Source organism: Sphingomonas faeni (assembly GCF_023195535.1).
In the GTDB taxonomy this organism is placed as follows: Bacteria; Pseudomonadota; Alphaproteobacteria; order Sphingomonadales; family Sphingomonadaceae; genus Sphingomonas; species Sphingomonas faeni_B.
Genome location: NZ_JALPNF010000017.1, coordinates 1 through 20,071, shown reverse-complemented (window position 1 = coordinate 20,071; position 20,071 = coordinate 1). Strand labels below are relative to the sequence as shown.

The 20,071-nt window shown below is 62.3% G+C and carries 22 protein-coding genes, 2 pseudogenes and 1 riboswitch; of the genes and pseudogenes, 14 read left to right on the top strand and 10 right to left on the bottom strand.

Features of this window, described 5'->3' with window-relative positions:
* Nucleotides 1–66 precede the first annotated feature (66 nt).
* On the bottom strand, nt 67–336 hold the full coding sequence (locus SPHN_RS17925; protein WP_031392883.1) for a ribbon-helix-helix domain-containing protein: 270 nt from the start codon (nt 334–336) through the stop codon (nt 67–69).
* A 1-nt stretch (nt 337) separates the two neighbouring features.
* Nucleotides 338–1,015, bottom strand: a complete 678-nt coding sequence (parA, locus tag SPHN_RS17920; protein ID WP_031392882.1) for a ParA family partition ATPase — start codon at nt 1,013–1,015, stop codon at nt 338–340.
* Between the two features lie 201 nt (nt 1,016–1,216).
* On the opposite strand from parA, the gene SPHN_RS17915 reads away from it, so the two are divergent.
* The 4 genes from SPHN_RS17915 to SPHN_RS17900 all read left to right on the top strand — a co-directional run bounded on the left by SPHN_RS17915 (nt 1,217) and on the right by SPHN_RS17900 (nt 4,060).
* Nucleotides 1,217–1,687 carry a hypothetical protein gene (locus tag SPHN_RS17915; RefSeq protein ID WP_248525199.1) on the top strand — a complete coding sequence of 157 codons (471 nt, stop codon included), beginning with the start codon at nt 1,217–1,219 and terminating at the stop codon, nt 1,685–1,687.
* A 146-nt stretch (nt 1,688–1,833) separates the two neighbouring features.
* Nucleotides 1,834–2,397, top strand: a complete 564-nt coding sequence (locus SPHN_RS17910; protein ID WP_056677686.1) for a recombinase family protein — start codon at nt 1,834–1,836, stop codon at nt 2,395–2,397.
* Between the two features lie 608 nt (nt 2,398–3,005).
* Nucleotides 3,006–3,488 (top strand): helix-turn-helix domain-containing protein, encoded by a 483-nt coding sequence (locus SPHN_RS17905; protein ID WP_056677689.1) that lies wholly within the window; start codon nt 3,006–3,008, stop codon nt 3,486–3,488.
* Nucleotides 3,488–4,060 (top strand): PIN domain-containing protein, encoded by a 573-nt coding sequence (locus tag SPHN_RS17900; protein WP_056677692.1) that lies wholly within the window; start codon nt 3,488–3,490, stop codon nt 4,058–4,060. The genes SPHN_RS17905 and SPHN_RS17900 overlap by 1 nt, the downstream gene beginning before the upstream one ends.
* A 142-nt stretch (nt 4,061–4,202) precedes the next feature.
* On the opposite strand, the gene SPHN_RS17895 is transcribed toward SPHN_RS17900, so the two are convergent.
* From SPHN_RS17895 to SPHN_RS17875, 5 genes and pseudogenes are all read right to left on the bottom strand, one after another.
* Complete coding sequence (locus SPHN_RS17895; RefSeq protein ID WP_248525198.1) at nt 4,203–4,643, bottom strand: hypothetical protein; 441 nt, start codon at nt 4,641–4,643, stop codon at nt 4,203–4,205.
* Nucleotides 4,644–4,806: 163 nt separating this feature from the next.
* The gene (locus SPHN_RS17890) at nt 4,807–5,028 is read right to left on the bottom strand and encodes a hypothetical protein (protein WP_248525196.1); all 222 of its coding nucleotides are present in this window, start codon (nt 5,026–5,028) and stop codon (nt 4,807–4,809) included.
* A 41-nt stretch (nt 5,029–5,069) separates the two neighbouring features.
* Nucleotides 5,070–6,062: pseudogene (locus SPHN_RS17885) on the bottom strand (TolC family protein); the annotation flags it as partial.
* A 65-nt stretch (nt 6,063–6,127) separates the two neighbouring features.
* On the bottom strand, nt 6,128–6,463 hold the full coding sequence (locus SPHN_RS17880) for a hypothetical protein (RefSeq protein WP_248525194.1): 336 nt from the start codon (nt 6,461–6,463) through the stop codon (nt 6,128–6,130).
* 19 nt (nt 6,464–6,482) lie between these two features.
* A complete protein-coding gene (locus SPHN_RS17875; RefSeq protein WP_056421045.1) occupies nt 6,483–7,145 on the bottom strand; it encodes a cation transporter in 663 nt (220 codons plus the stop codon).
* Nucleotides 7,146–7,181: 36 nt separating this feature from the next.
* Between SPHN_RS17875 and SPHN_RS17870 the strand changes: the two genes are divergently transcribed.
* Nucleotides 7,182–7,619, top strand: coding sequence for a MerR family transcriptional regulator (locus SPHN_RS17870; protein WP_056677700.1), 438 nt, complete (start codon nt 7,182–7,184; stop codon nt 7,617–7,619).
* A 49-nt stretch (nt 7,620–7,668) separates the two neighbouring features.
* On the opposite strand, the gene SPHN_RS17865 is transcribed toward SPHN_RS17870, so the two are convergent.
* Together SPHN_RS17865 and traA are read right to left on the bottom strand one after the other, a co-directional pair.
* Complete coding sequence (locus SPHN_RS17865; RefSeq protein WP_192143182.1) at nt 7,669–8,397, bottom strand: DUF6118 family protein; 729 nt, start codon at nt 8,395–8,397, stop codon at nt 7,669–7,671.
* 61 nt (nt 8,398–8,458) lie between these two features.
* Nucleotides 8,459–11,431: a Ti-type conjugative transfer relaxase TraA gene (gene traA, locus SPHN_RS17860; protein WP_056677703.1), complete on the bottom strand. Its 2,973-nt coding sequence runs from the start codon at nt 11,429–11,431 to the stop codon at nt 8,459–8,461.
* A 194-nt stretch (nt 11,432–11,625) separates the two neighbouring features.
* Between traA and SPHN_RS17855 the strand changes: the two genes are divergently transcribed.
* From SPHN_RS17855 to SPHN_RS17815, 9 genes and pseudogenes are all read left to right on the top strand, one after another.
* A complete protein-coding gene (locus SPHN_RS17855) occupies nt 11,626–11,952 on the top strand; it encodes a YnfA family protein (protein ID WP_248525192.1) in 327 nt (108 codons plus the stop codon).
* A 10-nt stretch (nt 11,953–11,962) separates the two neighbouring features.
* Complete coding sequence (locus SPHN_RS17850; protein WP_248525190.1) at nt 11,963–12,292, top strand: conjugal transfer protein TraD; 330 nt, start codon at nt 11,963–11,965, stop codon at nt 12,290–12,292.
* A 13-nt stretch (nt 12,293–12,305) separates the two neighbouring features.
* A complete protein-coding gene (locus tag SPHN_RS17845; RefSeq protein WP_133032462.1) occupies nt 12,306–12,530 on the top strand; it encodes a conjugal transfer protein TraD in 225 nt (74 codons plus the stop codon).
* Nucleotides 12,527–12,808: a hypothetical protein gene (locus SPHN_RS17840; protein WP_248525188.1), complete on the top strand. Its 282-nt coding sequence runs from the start codon at nt 12,527–12,529 to the stop codon at nt 12,806–12,808. Before SPHN_RS17845 ends, SPHN_RS17840 begins: the two co-directional genes overlap by 4 nt.
* A gap of 185 nt (nt 12,809–12,993) precedes the next feature.
* Nucleotides 12,994–14,353, top strand: a pseudogene (locus SPHN_RS17835) (type IV secretory system conjugative DNA transfer family protein); the annotation flags it as partial.
* Between the two features lie 702 nt (nt 14,354–15,055).
* Nucleotides 15,056–15,931 (top strand): replication initiation protein, encoded by an 876-nt coding sequence (locus SPHN_RS17830; RefSeq protein WP_031392895.1) that lies wholly within the window; start codon nt 15,056–15,058, stop codon nt 15,929–15,931.
* A 547-nt stretch (nt 15,932–16,478) separates the two neighbouring features.
* Nucleotides 16,479–17,564 carry a sulfite oxidase gene (locus SPHN_RS17825; RefSeq protein WP_248525186.1) on the top strand — a complete coding sequence of 362 codons (1,086 nt, stop codon included), beginning with the start codon at nt 16,479–16,481 and terminating at the stop codon, nt 17,562–17,564.
* Nucleotides 17,564–18,004 carry a YidH family protein gene (locus tag SPHN_RS17820; RefSeq protein WP_051916165.1) on the top strand — a complete coding sequence of 147 codons (441 nt, stop codon included), beginning with the start codon at nt 17,564–17,566 and terminating at the stop codon, nt 18,002–18,004. Before SPHN_RS17825 ends, SPHN_RS17820 begins: the two co-directional genes overlap by 1 nt.
* A 239-nt stretch (nt 18,005–18,243) precedes the next feature.
* A riboswitch (Fluoride riboswitch) is annotated at nt 18,244–18,320 on the top strand.
* Between the two features lie 23 nt (nt 18,321–18,343).
* Nucleotides 18,344–19,708, top strand: a complete 1,365-nt coding sequence (locus SPHN_RS17815) for a voltage-gated chloride channel family protein (protein ID WP_248525184.1) — start codon at nt 18,344–18,346, stop codon at nt 19,706–19,708.
* Between the two features lie 9 nt (nt 19,709–19,717).
* Here the strand turns inward: SPHN_RS17815 and SPHN_RS17810 are convergent.
* Nucleotides 19,718–20,071, bottom strand: a 354-nt coding sequence (locus tag SPHN_RS17810) for a hypothetical protein (RefSeq protein ID WP_248525182.1), incomplete at its 5' end; no start/stop codon positions are given.

Here is a 20,071-nt window from a genome sequence, read left to right as displayed (position 1 = left end):
ACACCCGATCGCGTTAGCGTACATCTGGGTCCGTTCTATGTGCAGCCCCCTCTTCAAAGCTGCGCGTCACCGCTCCCCGAACGGGTGCTTGCCGTACTGGCGCATGAGAAGGTCGATTGCCTCGCCCATCAAGGCCTGAAGGGTAGTTCCGTTCTCGGCCGCCAGCACATTTAAGCCTCGGCTAACTTCCGGACTAAAGTATGCGCTGACAGCCTTCTTGCCCTGCCGCGCCGCCGATCGCACCGACGCCGAGCCCTCAATGGCTGGGGTCGAGACGCTCGGCTCCACCTTCGCGCGTTCTGCACGCTGCTGCCTCATGGCGCCAAATTTGCTCATGTCAGCCTCGCTTCTTTCTGCCCTGCTTACTTGTGGGCAAGTTCACACGTTCGCTTGTCCACGTCCATAGCGCGGCGATCTCCTCCGCCGCCTTACCGTCAGGCTCCGCCTCTATCGCGGTTTTCCCTTGCGCCGTGCTGTGGTGATAGATCGCGCGCATCGTGAGCATGACGGGCGCGACCGGCACACCCATACCCTCAACGCCTTCGCTGCCCTCAATCAGCTCCCGCGCGTCTCTGTAAGTAGTTGGCGCGCGCTGAGGACCGCCCATGAAGAGCACGAAGGCCGGCTTGCCTGCTGCCTTCACCAGCTCGGCCGTCGTTTCAACGGCTGACAAGTCGAACGCTTGGGGACGACAAGGAATAAGGATCAGGTCCGCAGCCTTGCACGCCTCGCGCGCCATGATGTCCGCGTGTGGGGGCGTATCGATAATGACTAGGTCCGCGCCTAGATCGGCTGCTTGCTGCACCTTGCGCGGAAGGAGGGTGGGGGAGGCACAATCTACGACCTCAGGGTCCGCGCCGCCTCGCCAGTGGTTCCATTGGCTAGCGGTCGCTTGCGGGTCCGCGTCGAGGATCAGCGCGGAGAGGCCCGCACTGGTGGCGGCACCGGCAAGGTGGATGGCAAGCGTGGTCTTACCCGCTCCGCCCTTCTGGCTGATGATAGATATGGTCTTCATGTAGCCCCTGCACGTGTTCGCGTGTGAACATGATGGATAGCACACAAGTGAGCAAGATAACAATCTCACTTGTGAACTGATAGCCTTCGTGGCCTGTAGCAGCGTGGTTGGGTGGTCGTAAGCTGCACCCGAGGTTCGCGGCATAAGGGAGCATACGTGACAGGAATATCAGGGGGGTCAGGATCAGGCGGCTGGACGTGGGTGCAAGGCTTCGGAACGGCCTTTGCGGGCGTGCTTGCCTACCTTGGCGCGCGTTTTGGCGCGCAGGCCGGGAAGGAGAACGCAGACAAGGCCATCTTCGTCCAGATCGTCACCAGCGAGCGCGCGGTATGGCGAGAAGCAATGCGAGGGCTGGTTGTAGAGTTAACGGCCGAGGTGCGGCGTGGTGCAGTTAGCCCTGCCAAGCCGGTGAATTGGCGAAAGGTACATGCCGCGCGCGCTGGTATCGTACTCCGCCTAAACCCGGCCTGCCGCGACGTAGGGACTGAGGACAAACATGCCCTGGATCGCGCGCTCTTCCGCGCAGTCGAGGAGCTAGTGAGTGCGCGGCATACTCCAAAGCCCGATTGGCTCAAAAAGGCGGATACGGTCGAGAAAGCAGCCCAACAGCTCATCAAGAAGGAATGGGACAAGTCGAAGAAGGAGGCTCGCACAGGCAGGCTTGAAGAATGAGGCTGTGAGGGCCGCAGGATAGCAACTGTCGACTGTCGCAAATGTTCTAAGTTTTGCGACAGCGTTCCTGAAAACTGTTTTGTCTCATTTAGCGTTGTCGCAAAAGTCTGTTGCATAATACTCACATTTCGATACAGTTATGCGACATGTTGATTGGCTACGCCCGTGTGTCCACCGATGACCAGGATCTCCGGCTGCAACGCGCCGCGTTGAAAGAGGCCGGATGCAAGCGGACGTTCGAAGAAAAAATCTCTGGCGCAAAGCGTGACCGGCCTCAGCTTGCCAAGATGATCGAGCAACTGCGTGACGAAGACACGGTGGTGGTGACGCGGCTTGATCGGTTGGCACGCTCGACCCGCGACCTGCTCGATATTGCCGAGAGACTGAAGGAGGTCGGCGCCGGTCTGCGTTCGCTGGCCGAGCCCTGGGCGGATACGACCTCGCCTGCGGGCCGCATGGTGCTGACCGTGTTCGCCGGCATCGCCGAGTTCGAGCGCGAGCTGATCCACCAGCGCACCGGCAGCGGACGGGTAGCAGCCAAGGCAAGAGGGGTGCGCTTCGGCCGTCCGCCCAAGCTCACCCCCGATCAGGTCGCGCTCGGCGAACGATTGATAGGCGAAGGCACATCGGTGCGCGAAGCCGCCAAGCTGCTCAAATGCCATCATGCCACACTCTACCGGGCGCTGACCGCAGCGACGGTGGCTCCATGATGCGGTGGGCTGAGCAACCTGACGTTTCGGCAGGGAGGGCCTGATGCCTATCCGCCCCGAGCACGTGTTCCTGTATCCGATCGACTGGGCGCAGCTCTCGCACCAGATACGCTTCGTGCGGGCGGGGGGACACTGCGAGCATTGTGGACGCCCCCACAGGCAGAAGGTCTTCCACCTGGGCGACGGACGGTGGTGGGATCGGAACCGGCAATGCTGGCGCAATGGCCGGGGCCGGCGTGTGCAACGGCCTACGGAGAACATTCTGCTACAAGGCCGGTGGACACCGGTGGTCCTGGCCTGTGCGCACCTCAATCATGATCCGAGCGACAGTGCGCTTCACCAGCTCGCAGCGCTCTGCCAGCGCTGCCACATGCTCCACGATGGACCGGAGCATCGACGCCGTCGCTGGATGAACGCGCACTATCGGCGTGCGTTGGGTGATCTGTTCTACGGCCCATACCCCAAGCTGGGAGGCGACTGGATCACACCAACCCCCCTCAGCATGCTCGACGATCACCGCAGTGGAACGTCCTCCCGTTGACACTCGTTTCACTTATTGCGTTTACAAGTCGCAATCACTAGATGGCTTCCGCTCTGGGAGACGAAACATGGCCGCCGTGGCCTTCAATATCGACGAGGCCTACGAGCCTACTGCACACGAGATCGAGGCGGCCGGTAACGCCGCGCGTGCACTGTCGAGGGTAGATTCCAGCCGCCCTATTCACCTGACTGTAGAAGGGGCAGGCGAGGACGTTATCAGCCTGCCTTCTGGTGTGTTCAACAGTATCGTCAAGATGCTGGTTGAGATCGGCAACGGTCATGCCGTCACTGTTGTGCCAGTACAGGCAGAACTTACAACCAGCCAGGCGGCCGATCTGCTCAACATGTCGCGTCCACACCTCATCAAGCTCTTAGAACGCGGTGACCTGCCGTTCCGGATGGTCGGCACGCATCGTAAGCTGCTCGGGCGCGACGTGCTGACCTACCGCAGCCGCATGGATGCGGCCCGGCATGAGGCCTTGCAGGGGATGGCGGACCTGGATCAGGAAGCTGGCCTCTTCGATGATCACGCACCCCTCGATCGTCCCTGATGCTGGTCGGCCGCTACACCGTCCTGCTTGATGCCAACGTCATGCACCCCTCCATCGTGCGGGGTGCGCTTTTGTGGTTCGCCGCCAACCGGCTGTTCCGGCCGCTCTGGAGCGAGGCGATCCTGGCCGAGTGGGAGGAAAGCCTGAGGCGGCGGTTTCCTGATTTGCCAACTGACCATTTCCAACGCCAGCGGGCCTACATGGACAGCTTCGGGGAGGCGCTGGTGGAAAGCTATGAATCGCTGATGCCTGCCCTGACGCTGCCTGATCCCAAGGACGTCCATGTTCTTGCAGCAGCGATTCACGGCAGAGCCGATGCGATCGTCACTTACAACCTCAAGGATTTTCCGGTCGAAGTGGCCGCCCGCCACGGTATCGAGGTGAAGCATCCCGACGACTTCATCGTCAATGTCATCGATCTTGATACGGCCAAGGCTCTGACCGCGATCGGTAGCCAGCGCCGTCAGTTTCGCAATCCCGCTGTAACCGCCGAAGATTACCTCGACCGCTTTCGGAAAAGCGGCTTGGTCCAAGCGAGCCACCGACTGCAACCCCTCGCCGAGCTATTTTAAATGAGGGTTCTGACACCAGCAAGCGCTTGAAAGGCGCTGACCTATCTCAAGCGTCAGAACCGTCCGGTTTTGACACCGGAGACCGAAATCGGACGATCGTTACGCGTTGGATCCCACGAAGCCGTCAACAGCCGGCGGAAACCTAGCAATCGAGCGGGGGAACTCCGCCCATTTTGCGCTCGAAGTAGAACGACGTTCGGCCGATAACGCGAGCGATAGAAAACACGACCTCACACGCCAGCAGATAAAACACGAACATCAAACTATCGTGGAAGATTGTACCGATCACCGTTGGTACAGTCGAATTACTAAGCCAATGTAAATATGACTGGAAAAAGCCAACATGCTGTAGAAAATATGGCACTTCCATTGTTGGTAGCAGCAAGCCGGTCGCGGTAATGATAGACATTATTGCTACCAGATTAAAATATGAAACGTTGTAAAATAGTTCATGATATAGTGTTTTAATGCGTTCGGCGCGAAGCTGACCTTCTATCGATTGTGGTTCGGTGGATTTTTCCTTGTTTTGTCCAACAAGAAAGAACATAACGTTGAATGTAAAGCCAAGCAGAATCGATTGCACCGAAAGAAAGCCTGCAAGAAGATTATCGGAAACCTTCGGACATAGAATAGCGAGCGCTATTGACAGCGCCGTTAGAACAGCAACCTTCGGTTTCTAACTTCGCCTCTTACGAGTGTCAAAGTCGTAAAACGTCGCATTGTTGTTCCGAATGATGCTTTCGATATTAAACACGCTCGCTACGTGATATAATCTGATCCTTCAGCATCTTAAGCATTGCAGTTTTCGCAGCAGCTCTGTCAGGATGACCTTTGATATAGGTTGCTACCTCCAGCGGGAACCGGGTCGCGAAGTAGCCGGCTTCGATGACATTGATCGTCTTGCTTCGACCATTCACGGTCGCGATCACCGTGCAATCTTCAATATCTTCATCGCGCAACGCGATCAACTCGTTGCCTTCACGGATTGGCCAAGTATCGAAAGAAGCTTGGTAGAAACCGTCGTGTTGAACTCCGCGCGACGTAGCGCCTGCGCCTGATCAGTCTGCGCCCGCGCCTGCGCCACTGCCGCCTTGCCGTTGTTGAACAGTGGGAACGGGATCGACAGCCCGAACACCGCTGCCACGTCGTTCGTAGCCTCAAGCCGTCGTGCGCTGGCGCTGAGTGTCACGTCGGGAATGCGCTGCGACCTAGCAAGCCGCACCTGTGCCTCTGCCGTTGTCACGTCCGCGCGTGTCGCCGCCAATGCCAGCGTCCCGGCGGTCTCGATCGGCCGCGCTGGACCAAAGCCCTCGACACGGCCGAACCACACCAAGTCCAACGGTCCCGTGAGGGGTTGGCCGATCCGTCGGGCAAGATTGCTTCGGGCGACCTCGGCAAGCCGCTCTGCGCGCTCCACAGCCGTCTCCGCGTTGATCCGCAATACATCGGCGCGCTGCTGTTCGAGCGGTGATGCTCGCCCCGCTTGAACGCGGACGCCGGCTGCGCGCGATGCTTCGCGGGCGATACCGGCCTGCTCGCGCGCGGTCACCAGTCGGCGTTCCGCTGCGGTCGCCTCGATGTAGAGCTGCGTGATGGCAAGCCGTAGATCAGCCTCGGCCAACGCCGTGCCTATCCTCGCTCGATTACCAATCGCATCTGCGACAGCGATCCGTGCCGATCGTTTGCCACCCAACTCGATCGGTAGTGCCAGACCTGCCGTTGTCTCGGCGCTTCGAAGACCGCGATATTGGCCGCTGCCGGCAATGTTCTCGGTCTCGGCGACGATCGACGGGTTCGGGCGGTAGCCGGCAACCGTGCGGCCTGCTTGTGCTGCCCGGACGCCAGCCGTGGCAGCCTCAAGGCTGGGGGCGCTGGCTCCGGCAAGCGAAAGCGCCTGCTCAAGGGTGAGCGGGGGACTGGTCGATGTTGGATCGGCTGACTGCGCCTGTGCGATCGACGCGCACGACGCCACGGCCAATAAGGCCGCAATAAAACGGTGCATGGGTAACGGACTCCTGACGAACCTTGGGCATCCGCACGGGCTTTCCCGGCGGAATTAGGCGTTGGTCAGGCTTGGGGAGGACGTAGGGCTGGGTCCGACGCTACCGGGGCCTTGGGCGCATTGCGCCACATCGATGCAGTCATACGAACGCTGCTGGCTGGTCCGGTTGAATCGGACGCGATCGGCACGCCGACATGATGGCCGTGGCAACCACCATGATGGTGAGGATAAGCCTTGTCGGCTTCTGCCGGCACTTGGTCGGCATCGCCGTCGCAATGATCGAGGGAGCTGACCGCTGTGGTATCAACGCACGTCACGCCTTCGGTCGCATGCGCGACTGATCCAAGCCCGAGCATAAGCACGAGCATGAAACTGAGGAACAGGGCGGAGAGGCGGTGCATCGGCCCGCGCCTTAGCAGCTTACCGACTGCCATGTAACGACTGCTGGTAAGTAGCGGGGGCGGGTGAGGGCTCGCTACGCATTTCGGCGCGTGCCTGCCGCATGATCTGAACACCGCCCGATATTCCCAACACAGCCATCAAGGTGGCGACGGCGAGATCAGGCCACGCGCTGTTGAGGCCGAACACTCCGCCTGCGGCCAGTACGACGGCGATGTTGCCAATCGCGTCGTTACGCGAGCAAATCCACACTGACCGCATGTTCGCATCACCGCTTCGAAAGCGGTACAGCATGACCGCGACTACAAGGTTCGCGATCAACGCGGCGATGCCGACCACGCCCATAATTTCGGCATGGGGCGTTGCGTCGTGGAGCGCCCCCCATCCCGCCGCGAACAAGACATAGACGCCTAGCAAAGCAAGCGTCGCCCCCTTCAACATCGCAGCGCGTGCGCGCCAGGCTATCGCCATTCCGGCAACGCCAAGGCTGATTGCGTAGTTCGCAGTATCCCCAAAAAAGTCGAGCGCGTCGGCTTGCAGCGCCTTCGATCCACCCGTGATGCCGGCAACGATCTCGATAACGAACATGCCGCCATTGATGGCGAGCGCAATCCATAGCGCGCGCCGCCACTTAGGGTCGTTGAGAGTGTCCGCCTTGTCGGACGCGCAGCTTGTGCAGGCCATATTCGCCACCTCGATAGAATCGATCTGACAGCCTATATGCACCCTCTAGTCGCTAGAGGGTCAAGCGCTGTGTCTGAGAAACTGACGATCGGAAAACTGGCTGGTGCGACCGGCACGAAAGTCGAGACGATCCGCTACTATGAGCAGATTGGCTTGCTGCCGGCTCCTGAGCGATCGGCGGGGAACTATCGGACCTATGAGGGCGCGCATCTACGCCGCCTGTCCTTCATCCGTCGCGCGCGTGATCTTGGCTTTTCAATCGATCAGGTGCGCGAGCTTATGGGGCTTGCCGATCGGCGCGATCAGTCCTGCATCGCCGTCGATGTCGTTGCCAACCAACACCGCGACGCGATTAGACGCAAAATTGCAGACCTCACCGCGCTTGCTGGTGAACTCGACGCGCTAATAGATTCCTGTAGCCGCAACACCGTCGCCGACTGCCGGATCATCGAAGCACTTGCCCCTTCCGCATAGCGCATCGCTGCTGTCCGGTGGAATGATCGGCTTGCACCGCTTGGGCACTTCAATCCGTGGAGCTGACGATCGCACTTCTTGCCGCCACGTCATCCCGACTGATCTCGATGGTACAGCGCACCGTCTTCTTAGTCCTCACAGCTATCTTGTAGCAGGCTTGCACAGCCTTGCGATTTGCGGTGATGATCCGATCGGCTGCCGCGATGTTGGCGAAAGCATCCGGCCCAGCAGCTCGCATGAGGCGCTGCCCGGCTTCCCATTTCGGTAGGTCAAGCGTGCGCGCTGCCATCCACTCGGGCACCTGCCACTTCCCCGGGAGCTCGCGCGCGATGATCCCCGGCACGATCGTCCATAGCAGCGCCCCGCCCAGGCACGCTCCCGCACCGACCTGCCACAAGGTACGGCGCTGCTCGTCCGCACGGCGGGCAGAACCGCCGATACCGTGCAAAGCGGTCGTCGCCTTGTCCATCTTCTCACCGGCGGTCGCGATCATGCGCCGATCCTCGTCGCGGGCATGGCCGCCAGCCGCGACGATCCGGTCGGCGACATAGCGCGGCGCGACATTGTCCTCGGCCGTTTTCGCCAGCACGCCGACATTTTGCATGGTCGCGTTGAGCGCCTTCGCCATTTTCCCCAGCGTCTCGCTGTAATCGGGTATCTCCGGCACCTCGGCGCGCTCCGCGGACAGCCGCTCGACGGCGCGGCGCAACAGCGCAAGCTCACCGCGGACACCTTCAAACGCCTCCGCTGCGGCGTCCGGTTCGTGATCGTCACTCATGCACTTCTTCCCCTTTACTGCATGAAACCACAAACCGGATCGTACCCGAAAGCACGAACCGTCACCGGCTCATCCCCCGATCCCGGTCGCGCCCACGATCGAGCGACGACGACAGCGCATCGCCGATCGACCGCTCGCTTTCCTGCTTCAGCGCCAGGTCGGGTGCATGGCGACGCAGTGCGGATTCGAGCTGCGGGTCACGGTGCAGCCCGCCCGCCGCCTTCTCCATCCGCTCGCGCAACCGCTCGGCACCGGCACTGTCGCCGGCCCGCTCCATGCCTGCCCGCGCCTGCTGCATTTTCTGCCAGCCTTCCACGAACCGCTCGGCACGCGCGTCCGGGTCTAGCCGCACACGCTTCTCGTCGGCCATCGCGCGTGCCGCGCCAACTGTATTGCCGCCCGACACCTGCTCGATAAGCTTCGGATCACGCGCAAGCGCCGATGCAAGGTCGCGCGCGGCATGGGGACGGGTCGCGTCCAGCCTCTCGCCAGCCTTCTGCAAAGCGCTCTCCTGATGCGGCAGCACGGGCAGACCCTTGTTGCGCATCCGGCCGATATCGCCCGCGGCACGTGCATAGCGTTCGATCGCCTTGGCCTGAGAGACGTCCAAGGTGGTGTTAATCGGACCCCCCTGGCTGCGATCACGGGCGGTGTTAATCGGACCCCCCTGCCCGTGATCGCGGGCAGTGTTAATCGCCCCCTCTTTCGCGACAGCCGGCTTTGGCCGGAAACCGGCAAACATGCCCTTGGCCTTGTCGCGCACCTTCTCGACCATCTGGCGTGCGAGTTCCGGGAACCGGATCTCGCGCCGATCGGCGAACGCCCGCGCCTGATCCTGCTCGGGCTTAGCGTAATCGCCCGCCATGTCCTTGCCGCGTTCGCGCGACAGAGCGCGAACAAGCTGGCGCTGGTCGGTGAAGTCGTCGCGGCCATAGTGAAGCTGCACGTCGTCGCGGTGCCGCGACATGCCGACATAGGCGCTGTGGCGGTCCATGCCCGGAGTGGCGAGGACATGGGCGCGATCGACCGTCACGCCTTGGGATTTGTGGAACGTCGCCGCATAGCCGTGATCGACATGGGCATAATCCTTGGTGTCGAACGCGACCCCGCGCCCGTCATCGAGGCGCACCGCCATGCCCTCGGGCGATACCCGCTCGATCGTCGCCAGCGTGCCGTTCTTGACCCCCATGCCGCGCTCGTTGCGAAGGAACATGATGCGGTCGCCGGTCGCGAACTGCCGCTCGCCGCGCTCGGCCTTCACCGTCACGTCATCGCCAAGGTCGCCGCTCGCGCGCAACCGGTCGCGCGCCTCGCCATTGAGGCTCTGCACCTCGGCGTTGGTGTGGGTGAGGATGATGCGGCTCTTGCCCGGCTCGGTCTGGCGCGCGCGATCCCAACCATCGACCAGCGCGCCCCGCGCCGCCTCGCGCGTGTCGGCCGCGTGGACCGTGCCCTTGCCGTCATAGGCGTGGATCGCCTCGCCGGTGCGCCCGGTCGCCAGCGCACGTGTGGCGTCGCGCTGCCAGTCCTCGCGCTGCCGGCGTATCTCGGTGATCTCGGCCGCGCCGTGCCGCTCGGTGACGCTGCGGAACGCCGCGCCCGCCTCGATCGCCTGCAACTGCTCAGGATCGCCGACCATCACGACCTTGGCCCCAGCATCGCGTGCCTGGGACAGCACCCGCTCCATCTGGCGCGAGCCGATCATGCCAGCCTCGTCCACTACCAGCACGTCCTTGGGGCCTAGCTGCTCGCGGCCCTGCCCCCATGCGTGTTCCAGGCTAGCGATGGTGCGGGACTGGATGCCCGATCCGCCCTCAAGGTTCTCGGCCGCAATGCCCGACAACGCCGCGCCGCGAACCGTGTAACCCTGCCCCTCCCATGCCTCGCGCGCCACGCCAAGCATCGCCGACTTGCCGCTGCCGGCATAGCCGACGACGGACGCCAGCCCCGCGTCGCCGGTCACATGATCGAAGGCGTCGCGCTGCTCGCCCGACAGGACAAGGCCACGCCCCTCGGCCGCGCCGATCGCGACGTCACGATGCCGATCGGCGACGCCATGCTCGCCCCGGCCCGCCAGATCGTCGCCGGCACGCTCAAGCCGGTTCTCCACCGCAATCATGTCGCGCGACGTGAACCGCTCCTGGTCGCGTCCATCCTTCCCCAATGCGACCAGCTCAGGGCTGGCGCGCACCGCCCCCATCACCTGGTCGAACTGCTCCTTGCCGTCGCTGTGCCGGAACGCGAACGTCGCAAGGTCACGGACGGTGAACGTGGCCTGCTGCCGCGTGAGGGCGTCCAGCGCGACATTGGGATCGGCGATGATCTTCTCGCCGTTCTCACGAGCGATGCGCGTGTGATCCTCGATCCGCTCCGCCTCAAGCCCCTGCTCCGGACGACGCGATGCGGCCGGGCCGATCTTGTGCTGCGGCTCCAGCCCGATCCCCTGCGCCTCGTAACTGCGGTGGTCGATGCGACCCTCAATCCCCAGCTCGGCCATGCGCTCGTTAACGTGAGCGCTCCACGCCTCGCGCCAGTCCTTCAAAAGCTCGGTCGAGTTCCAGTCGCGGTTCTTCTTCCCGAACCCCTCCAGCCCCACGTCGCGCATCGCAAGCATGACATGCGCGTGCGGCTTGGGCGTGCCGTCCTTCGCCTTGTCCCAATGCACGTTCAGATCAGCGACCATCCCGCGATCGACAAACTGCTTCTTCACGAAATCGCGTGCGAGCTGGACGCCCTGCTTCTCGTTCATCTCACGCGGAATCGAGAACTCCACCTCACGGGCAAGCTGCGCGTCCTTGCGCTTCTCGCCTGCCTCAACCTCGTTCCACAGCGTCGTGCGATCGTTTAAACGCTCTGGTGCGCCCTCCGGCAACATCACCTCGGAGTGAATCACGCCCGCCTTGTTGCTGAAGTCGTGATCGCGGTTCAACCGATCGTCGTGCAGCTCAGATGCGGAACGATAGGCGGCGCTCGCGACGGCGCTCGATCCGTTTGCGCGGCTCACAACTTTGGCGGAGAAATGATAGATCGCCATGACGCTCCGCACACTGCCCTACTTAGCGCACGTCGGCAACGACGTATAAGCGCGCACTCCCGATCTGCTGCGCATCTCCTGATTGACTTGGTGCCTGTGTTTGCCCTTTCCTGCTTTACCCTCATGCCGGGTGCGTTAAAGTGGTGGCATCAAGATGCGGAAGTGAGGCGATGCCGACATTAGGTTCACTGACGATGACCAGTGCGATCTACCTCGCTGCGGCACTTGCTGAAATCGCCGGCTGCTTTGCTTTCTGGGCATGGATGAAGCTTGGGCGATCGGTGTGGTGGATTGCGCCGGGGATGGTCTCGCTGGCGCTATTCGCCTTCTTGTTGACCCGCGTCGATTCTGATGCGGCCGGGCGGGCGTATGCTGCCTATGGCGGCGTCTATATCCTCTCGTCTTTGTTGTGGCTGTGGCTGGTTGAGCATCGTGCGCCCGATCGGTGGGATATGATCGGTGCAACCATGTGCATCGTTGGGGCGGGTGTAATCCTGCTCGCGCCGCGATCCGCTTTGTGAGGAAAAAGGTATGAGGAAGGTTCGCGATTACGATGCTGAGCTAAAGGCGCTGAACGACAAGGCCCGCTCGCTCAAGGCGAAGCGGGTTGAACAGCTAGGCCAGCTCGTCGCTGCCACTGGTGCCGATGCGCTTGATGCGGAAACCCTAGTCGGCGTGCTGCTCGATGCGATCGGATCAAAGGACGCCAGCGCGAAGGAGGCATGGCGCGCAAAGGGCGCGGCCTTCTTTCAACGGCGCGGGCGCAAAGGTGGCGGCGCTGCTGCGATCGACGGATCGGGCGCTGCGACTGAATCGGGCGGCGACGCTGCGGGCGGAAGCGGCGGAACGGCGAACGGATAGCAGGGGCTGGGTCGTGCAACGTCGCGAACGAACACGCCACCTGATTGAGCTAGGCGGCCTCGTCCAAAAAGCGGGCCTGGTCGAGCTGACCGACGACGATCGTGCCACCCTTTACGGCGCGCTGCTCGATCTTGCCGGGCGTGGTCGTCACGACGATTCTGGCGACATACTGGCGCTATGGAAAAGACGCGGAAAACGCGCGTTCGACGCAGAGGCGGAAGGGAGCGAGGCGCAATGAGCGATTTCGATATCGAGACGATCCGCTGCCAGGTCCGCGCGATGGATTTCGTGCGCGGCACGCCAACGGAAATCGCGATGTGGCACGAAGACATGGCGGACTCGCGCGCCAACCTGGTCATCGAGGACATGATCCCGACGCCCAACGACGATGCGTTTTTCGCGATGATGCTGGACGAGGGCGTGCCCCCTCCCCTGGTCTCGCAAATCCTGCTCCGGCTGCTCGATCATCCCGACGCCGACCGGTCCCTGCCGGTCACGCCGATGGCGGCGCACTGATGCCCCGGCGACGGATCAGCCCACTACTCGCGGTCTTCGTCGCCTTCGTGGTGCTGATGGCGAGCAACGCCTGGCTCAAGGGCATCTTCGGTTATGGCGAGATCGCGACCGACATTCCGTTCCTGCTGGCCGGAGCGATCCTATTCCTGGCTTGGCGCTTCAACCGGCGTGCCGCCAACCAGCACAACGATCTGCTCGGCTCCGCACGTTTCGGTGACCGTGCCGACGTGCGGAAGCTGGAAGCGAACGGAGATCTTCTGATCGGCCGCTCGGCGAAGTCGGGAAAGCTGCTGCATTACGACGGCGCGGCGCATCTCCTGACGATGGCACCCACCCGCTCGGGCAAAGGCGTGGGTACGATCATTCCCAACCTGCTGCTGCTCGACCGCTCGGTGATCTGCATCGACCCCAAGGGCGAGAACGCCCGTGTCACCTCCCGCGCGCGTGCCGCCAAGGGCCAGGTCTGGTGCCTCGATCCATTCGGCGTGTCGGGTCAGCCCCCTGCCCGCTACAATCCGCTCGACCGGCTCGATCCCGCCAGCCTCGATCTCGCGGAAGATGCCAACACCCTCGCCGACGCGCTGGTGCATGACGCGCCGGGGCAATCGGGCGAAGCCCACTGGAACGAGGAAGCCAAGGCTCTGATCGCCGGGCTGATCCTACACACCGTCATCCACGAACCTGCCGATCGCCGCGTGTTGGCGACGGTACGCGACAAGTTGACGCTCGCCCCCGCCGGCTTTGCCGCGCTGCTGGCCGATATGCAGGACAGCGTCGGCGCCGGTGGCCTGATCGCCCGCGCCGCCAACCGCCAGCTCGGCAAGTCCGATCGCGAAGCAGCAGGCGTCCTGTCTTCGGCGCAGCGCCATACCCACTTTCTCGACAGCCAACGCATCGTCGCCAGTACGGCCGCGTCCGATTTCACCTTCGCGGGGCTGAAGGACACGACAGCCACGGTGTTCCTGTGCCTGCCGCCCGATCGGCTCGATACTTATGCCCGCTGGCTGCGGCTGCTGGTGAGCCAGGCCGTCACCGACATGGCCCGGTCCACCGCCCGCCCGGCCTGTTCTGTTCCTGCTCGATGAGTTCGCCGCGCTCGGCCGCCTCGAACCTGTCGAGCGCGCAATGGGGCTGATGGCGGGTTACGGCCTCCAGCTCTGGCCGATCCTTCAGGACATGCATCAGCTCAAAGCCACCTATGGCGAACGCGCCGGCACGTTCATGTCCAACGCCGGCGTAATCCAGACGTTCGGGGTCAACGATCATGCGACCGCCGACATGCTCTCGCGCACGATCGGCGACACGACGATCGAATACGATACCGTCAGCACGTCACGCGGTACGGGCTGGGGCGAAAATCGCGCCGGGCCTTCGGAGAGCGTCAGCGGGCACGTTTCGGCCCGCCGGCTCGCCACGCCAGACGAAATCATGCGGATGCGGCCCGATCAACTCCTGCTGCTGCGCCAGGGTGAACACCCGCTCGCAGTCGAGAAGATCCGTTATTACGATCAACGCGAGTTCACCGGCCTGTTCGATCCTGCGTGACGATGCGCGAAAGGTGAGTTTTGGGGTAGCGCCTCACCTTCCGAAGGTGACGGAGCTGGTGATCGGATTGACGATCTACGAAACCGATCGCGAAGGAGCTGATTTAAGCACCAACAGCGAGGTTCGGTGCTGCAAGGGTGCGGATCGTGGCAAAGCCCTCTTCCCTGCCCTCATGGCGCTCTTGGTCGGCTCTGGCGTAGTATCTGGTCGCCAGCTCGCCTTTCTTCTTTTTCCGCTAAGCACGCGGCGTTTGCGCCGCTCTGGTGACAGCGCAGCCGGCACGAGACGAATAGTGCATCGGCCATTAGGCCGATTCCATTTGCCTATTCTGACGGTGGTTATCCACAGGCTCGCCACCCCAAAGCTCACCTTTCGCCGTTCAGATTCTCTAATTCTTCTGATTCAAGATTCAGAGCTCTGAAAGGTCCGTATTTCTGCCGAAAAATGACTCCAACAGTGAGCGTTGGGGTCGATTCGCGTGAGTTTCGGGGTAGCATGCGGTGAGCTTTGGGGTCGGTAAAAGTGAGTGTTCGGGCAGGGTCCAGTGAGTGTTGGGGTACCCCAATGGTTGGGTTAAAAGGATCGGTGAGTTTTGGGGTATCCGCCTCTCTACTCCACGGGGGAGCTGAAACATTTGCCTAGCTCACTTTTCGTGATTAGGGTGAGTTGGTAAGTTCCTCTAGCTCACCGTTGGTCAAGCCTATGTCGCAACCTGCCGTGGTCGATATGACATTCCGCACGCTGGCCCAGAAGGGACGTGGAAATCCTTTTGATCCCGCCAACTACGGTGAAATCGTCAAGCCCGGCGAGTTGGTCGATATTGTAGAGCTAAGCCCCCTCACCCTCGCGGATCGCCGTATCTACAACCTGCTGATCGCCAATGCCTGGGAACGCATTGGCGAGCCGATCATCCATCGCATTGCGAAATCCGGACTGAAAGGGACGCACCAAGGCAACGAGCGCATAGAGAGTTCACTGCTGCGCCTCATGGGCACCATCGCGATCGTCACGATCCGCAAGGATGGCAAGAGCTACAAGCGCCGTGTCCAGCTGCTCGGCCCAAGTGATGAAAGCCTCGAAAAGGACGGCTTCCTTCACTATCGTATCCCAGAAGAGCTGATCGAGATACTGCGGAACAGTCAGGTTTATGCCCGTCTCAAGACGCAGGTAATGTATTGCTTCGAGTCAAAATACGCACTTTGTCTCTATGAAATGATCGAGCGGCGCATTGGTCTCGAATACAAACAGAAAGAGGAGTTTACGATCGAAGAGCTGCGCGGCCTGCTTAACGTGCCTGAAGGTAAACTCGAACGCTTCGCTGATATGAACAAATATTGTCTGAAGGTGGCTGTCGAGGAAATTAACAAGCTTTGCCCCTTCTATGTCGATTTCACGCCGATCAAGAACGGGCGCAAGGTCGAACGGGTGGCACTCCACTGGTTCCCAAAAACGTCCAGCGGCAAGCGCGACGCACAGAACCTGATCGACCAGCACAGCATTGTACGACGGGCAAAGCTGCGCGGCGGAATTCCCGAACTGCCCGTGCTGGTAGATTTCAGCGCGTCGGCCCAAAGGTGAGCCGCTACCCCAAAACTCACCGATAGGCTTTGCTACCAACCTCTACATGCCAGACACGTGTTCACGTTCCATCGTGTTCTCGTGCTATCATGTTCACATGCCAACAAGTGGGCTGGCGGATTCCGGGGTGCCCGTTACAGATGCCGGGCATTCACCCAGCCCTTGCATGTTCCACTCGGGACGGATCATTCGGATCGCCCCCTCTTCGGGGTCGGTACATAGAACGGACCCAGATATACGTTAAGCGCCCTCATCCGGGTTCAGGCGGCGCAAATCACCCGTTTGTCGCGCATCTGCGATGGCGACAGGGTTTTCCGTCATCCCTAGTACCTAGCGACGACTTTTGGGACAAAGCCGTCGTAGCAAGTCCAGCCACATCGCGACGATCTACGGGAAAGGCTGTCTGGCGCTCGGCGCCTTTCGCGCGACGGCATGGTGATCGCTCCACCGCCGTCTAGAAAGGGATAGGCTATCGAAAGAGTCTGGGTGACATCGCCCAGCAAAACGATCGATTTCGCTACTGATTTCATCATGGTAGGCCGCTTGCATGACCGCATCCGATCGCGCCGAACAGAATCTGATCCTCCGCTGTCCGGAGCCGCTCAATGCGGAAACGCCCCCGGATAAACTGATCACGTCCTTCCTGACGCCGCAGGCGAACTTCTACATCCGCAGTCACGGACCAACGCCGGAACTGGCCGACGATCATCGTATAGCGCTGGACGGCTTAGTCGACCGCCCGCGCTCCTACACGGTTGCCGAACTTCAAACGGCATTTGCGACCCGGACAGTGACCGCGACCATGCAGTGCGCCGGCAATCGTCGGGCACATCTTCAAGACGTGGAAAAGACTTCGGGCGATCCCTGGGACGTGGGCGCGATTGGCAATGCGGCGTGGACCGGCGTCGCACTGTGCGACGTGCTCGCCGCAGCCGGCATCCAGGACGGCGCGTCGTTCGTCGGCACTACGGGGGCCGACAACGTGGATGTCGATGGTGAGACGGCACCGTTCGGTGCCTCGATCTCGATCGCCAAGGCGCTAGAGCCCGACGTGCTGATCGTCTGGGCCATGAATGGCGAGGCGCTGGCCCCCGAACATGGCGCACCGCTGCGGCTCGTCGTGCCGGGTTATGCGGGCGTTCGTAGCGCCAAGTGGCTGACGCGCATCGAGGTGCGCGATCGCCCGTCCGATGCGCCGATCCAGGCCAAGGACTACAAGCTCTTTCCGGCGTCGGTAGCGAAGGAGGACGCGGACTGGGATCGGGGTCTGACTATCGAGGAGATGCCGCTCAATGCTGCGATCTGCGCGCCGGTGGACGGCGCGCATGTCAGCGCCGGCGCGTGCGAAATCGCGGGTTATGCGGTCGCCTTCGGCCGAGCGGTCTCGCGCGTCGAGGTCTCTGTCAATGGCGGCACCGACTGGCTGCAGGCGGAACTGACTGCAAAACCCGATGCGCCTTGGAGCTGGACGCAGTGGAACGTCACGGTCGATCTGTCTCCCGGACTCCACGTCCTGATCGTGCGCGCCGTTGACGGTGCCGGGCAGATGCAGCCCGAACGGCCCGAGGCGATCTGGAACTTCGCCGGCTATCTCTCGACTGCCTGGCATCGCATCGCCGTTACCGCTGGCTGATGGACGCGCCGCACGACGCCGATCGGGCCCATGCGAAGCTGGCGGAGAGCGCGAGCAAGCTGAAGGACAGCGCAGTCCAGCAGGTGGACAGCGCCGACCGTCGCACAGAGCTTGCCGCGGACCGCACAATCCTCGCCGGCGAACGCACCTATGCTGCCTGGGTGCGTACCGGACTGGCGGCGCTCGCTTCCGGTATCGGCGCGCGCGCGCTGCTCAAGGACGTCGTGTTCCCGTGGCTGGCGACGGCGACCGGGACCATGCTGATCTTGTTCAGCGCCTTTTGCTTCGCCGCTGCGGTGTGGCGAGAGATGGGCGCAGGCGCCCCGCCGCCACGACCGGACATCAAGCGCCTGCCAGCGACGTTGCTCCTAGTGATGAACGGGTTTCTCATGCTCGTGTCACTGGCCGCGCTCGTCGGCATCTGGACGGCACGCTCGTAGCAGCCATCCCTAGGTTTGCTGCGAACCGATCAGACCCCGCAGCGCATCCGCGGCTTTCGTGCGGTATCGCCCCCTTGTGACGAAGCCCGAAAACGACGTGGGCCAAAGCCGATCGGTCCCGCATGCAGCGTACCCGGGGTCGGTACATATAACGGGCTCAGATAGACGCTGCCGACTGGCCGGTCCGAGCATTTGCCCGACCAACATGCCCATTGACGGTTGGGGCAAACGTCTAATAGATCGACTTTGGCAATGGATTTCTGCCGGGCAATTTGGCCGAACCGCTCTGATAAGAGCTGATGATTCCTACTTGGCGCCTTCAGGCAGCAAGGAGGAATTGTGCGCGCTACCTTTCGCAATCTCGTCGGCACGCTGAACGTCGCGGCATTCATGCGCGATCGTCACGACCATGCGATCTCTGTCCTGCGCTGGGCGCTGATCTTGCTGCCCATGGCGGCACTCGTCGGGACGCTATGTGCGGCGTTCCTGCTGAGTCTCGATACCGTTACGCGACTGCGGTTTGCGTCGCCTTGGCTGCTCTATCTGCTGCCGGTGGGCGGGTTCGTTGTCGGATTACTGTACCATCTCACCGGGCGCTCGGTGGAGGGCGGCAACAACCTGATCGTGGAGCAGATCCACGAGCCTGGTGGCGGGGTGCCTCTGCGGATGGCGCCGCTCATCTTCTTCGGCACAGTGGTGACGCATCTTTTCGGTGGCTCGGCCGGACGTGAGGGCACCGCCGTCCAATTGGGCGGAAGCCTTGCCAGCGGTTTCGGCCGCGCGCTCCGCCTCGATGCGGGCGGCACGCGCATCCTGTTGATGACGGGTATCGCAGCCGGGTTCGGCGCGGTCTTCGGCACGCCGATCGCAGGCGCGGTCTTCGCGCTCGAAGTGCTGGCGATCGGCCGCGTCGAATACTCCGCGCTAGTGCCTTGCCTCGTTGCGGCGCTGGTCGGAGATTGGACGTGCCTCGCCTGGGGTATCCATCACGGTGTCTACCCGATCGGCGCGTCGATACCGGTCGATGCGCTGCTCGTGACGAAGGCAGGTGTTGCGGGGATCATATTCGGACTGGTTGGTCTGGCCTTCGCCGAAGCCAACCACCTGGTCGGGGGATGGCTCAAGCGGATTGTTCCCTATGGTCCGCTACGTCCAGTGATCGGCGGGGTCTTCGTTATCGCGCTCGTCTTCTTGTTCGGCACGCGCGACTATCTGGGCCTGGGTGTCCTGGCAGCGAGGCCCGACAGCCTTACCATCGCCAGCTTCTTCGGACCGGACACGCATCCGTGGAGTTGGGCGATCAAGCTCCTGTTTACCGTCGTTACGCTCGGCGCGGGTTTCAAAGGCGGTGAAGTCACGCCGTTGTTCTTCATCGGCGCAGCGCTCGGTAACGCGCTGGCGCCTTTCTTGGGCGTGCCGACGGGCCTGTTCGCCGCGATCGGCTTTGTTGCGGTCTTTGCCGGGGCTGCCAATACCCCGCTCGCCTGCACCTTCATGGGGATTGAACTGTTTGGCGCCAGCTATGCGGTGCCGATCGCCGTCGCCTGTTTCGTGGCCTATCTCTGCTCGGGCCACAATGGCATCTACCTGTCGCAGCGCGTTGCGATACCCAAGGTGCCCGCGAACGGCCTCGCGCCCAATGCAACACTGCGCGAGACACGTACACGCCGCACAGCACTTCGCGCGCAGAACCGCGTGTCGTGAGTGATGGGCTTAGCCTGATCCCCCCGATACGTCGGGCGCAGCCTTCGGATCGGGGTCTTGCGCCTTGCCCTTCGCGGCGCCCGGCTGCTTTGCGCTCATGGCGGTCAGATAAGCGACGATCGCCGGCACGTCAGCCTGTGCAACAGGAGCCTTGTAGACCTCGCGCATCTTGGTGACCTCCGCGGTCCACTGATCGGAGGAGAGTGGCGGCTGGTTCAGCGCCATGCTCGCCGAATGACACGAGGTGCAGTTGGCGTTGATGACGTCGGCATGCGGGCCGGCGGGATATTGCCCTTCGTCGGTCGGGAGATCGACCGAGGTGGACGCCAGCGAGAAGCCGCGCGCCGAAACGCTTGGCGGCGG

Excerpts from the sequence above, each read along its gene's own strand:
- SPHN_RS17925 (WP_031392883.1), bottom strand. The coding sequence starts at position 336 with ATGAGCAAATTTGGCGCCATGAGGCAGCAGCGTGCAGAACGCGCGAAG.
- parA (WP_031392882.1), bottom strand. The coding sequence starts at position 1,015 with ATGAAGACCATATCTATCATCAGCCAGAAGGGCGGAGCGGGTAAGACC.
- SPHN_RS17910 (WP_056677686.1), top strand. The coding sequence starts at position 1,834 with ATGTTGATTGGCTACGCCCGTGTGTCCACCGATGACCAGGATCTCCGG.
- SPHN_RS17905 (WP_056677689.1), top strand. The coding sequence starts at position 3,006 with ATGGCCGCCGTGGCCTTCAATATCGACGAGGCCTACGAGCCTACTGCA.
- SPHN_RS17900 (WP_056677692.1), top strand. The coding sequence starts at position 3,488 with ATGCTGGTCGGCCGCTACACCGTCCTGCTTGATGCCAACGTCATGCAC.
- SPHN_RS17880 (WP_248525194.1), bottom strand. The coding sequence starts at position 6,463 with ATGCACCGCCTCTCCGCCCTGTTCCTCAGTTTCATGCTCGTGCTTATG.
- SPHN_RS17875 (WP_056421045.1), bottom strand. The coding sequence starts at position 7,145 with ATGGCCTGCACAAGCTGCGCGTCCGACAAGGCGGACACTCTCAACGAC.
- SPHN_RS17870 (WP_056677700.1), top strand. The coding sequence starts at position 7,182 with ATGCACCCTCTAGTCGCTAGAGGGTCAAGCGCTGTGTCTGAGAAACTG.
- SPHN_RS17865 (WP_192143182.1), bottom strand. The coding sequence starts at position 8,397 with ATGAGTGACGATCACGAACCGGACGCCGCAGCGGAGGCGTTTGAAGGT.
- traA (WP_056677703.1), bottom strand. The coding sequence starts at position 11,431 with ATGGCGATCTATCATTTCTCCGCCAAAGTTGTGAGCCGCGCAAACGGA.
- SPHN_RS17855 (WP_248525192.1), top strand. The coding sequence starts at position 11,626 with ATGACCAGTGCGATCTACCTCGCTGCGGCACTTGCTGAAATCGCCGGC.
- SPHN_RS17850 (WP_248525190.1), top strand. The coding sequence starts at position 11,963 with ATGAGGAAGGTTCGCGATTACGATGCTGAGCTAAAGGCGCTGAACGAC.
- SPHN_RS17840 (WP_248525188.1), top strand. The coding sequence starts at position 12,527 with ATGAGCGATTTCGATATCGAGACGATCCGCTGCCAGGTCCGCGCGATG.
- SPHN_RS17830 (WP_031392895.1), top strand. The coding sequence starts at position 15,056 with ATGTCGCAACCTGCCGTGGTCGATATGACATTCCGCACGCTGGCCCAG.
- SPHN_RS17825 (WP_248525186.1), top strand. The coding sequence starts at position 16,479 with ATGACCGCATCCGATCGCGCCGAACAGAATCTGATCCTCCGCTGTCCG.
- SPHN_RS17820 (WP_051916165.1), top strand. The coding sequence starts at position 17,564 with ATGGACGCGCCGCACGACGCCGATCGGGCCCATGCGAAGCTGGCGGAG.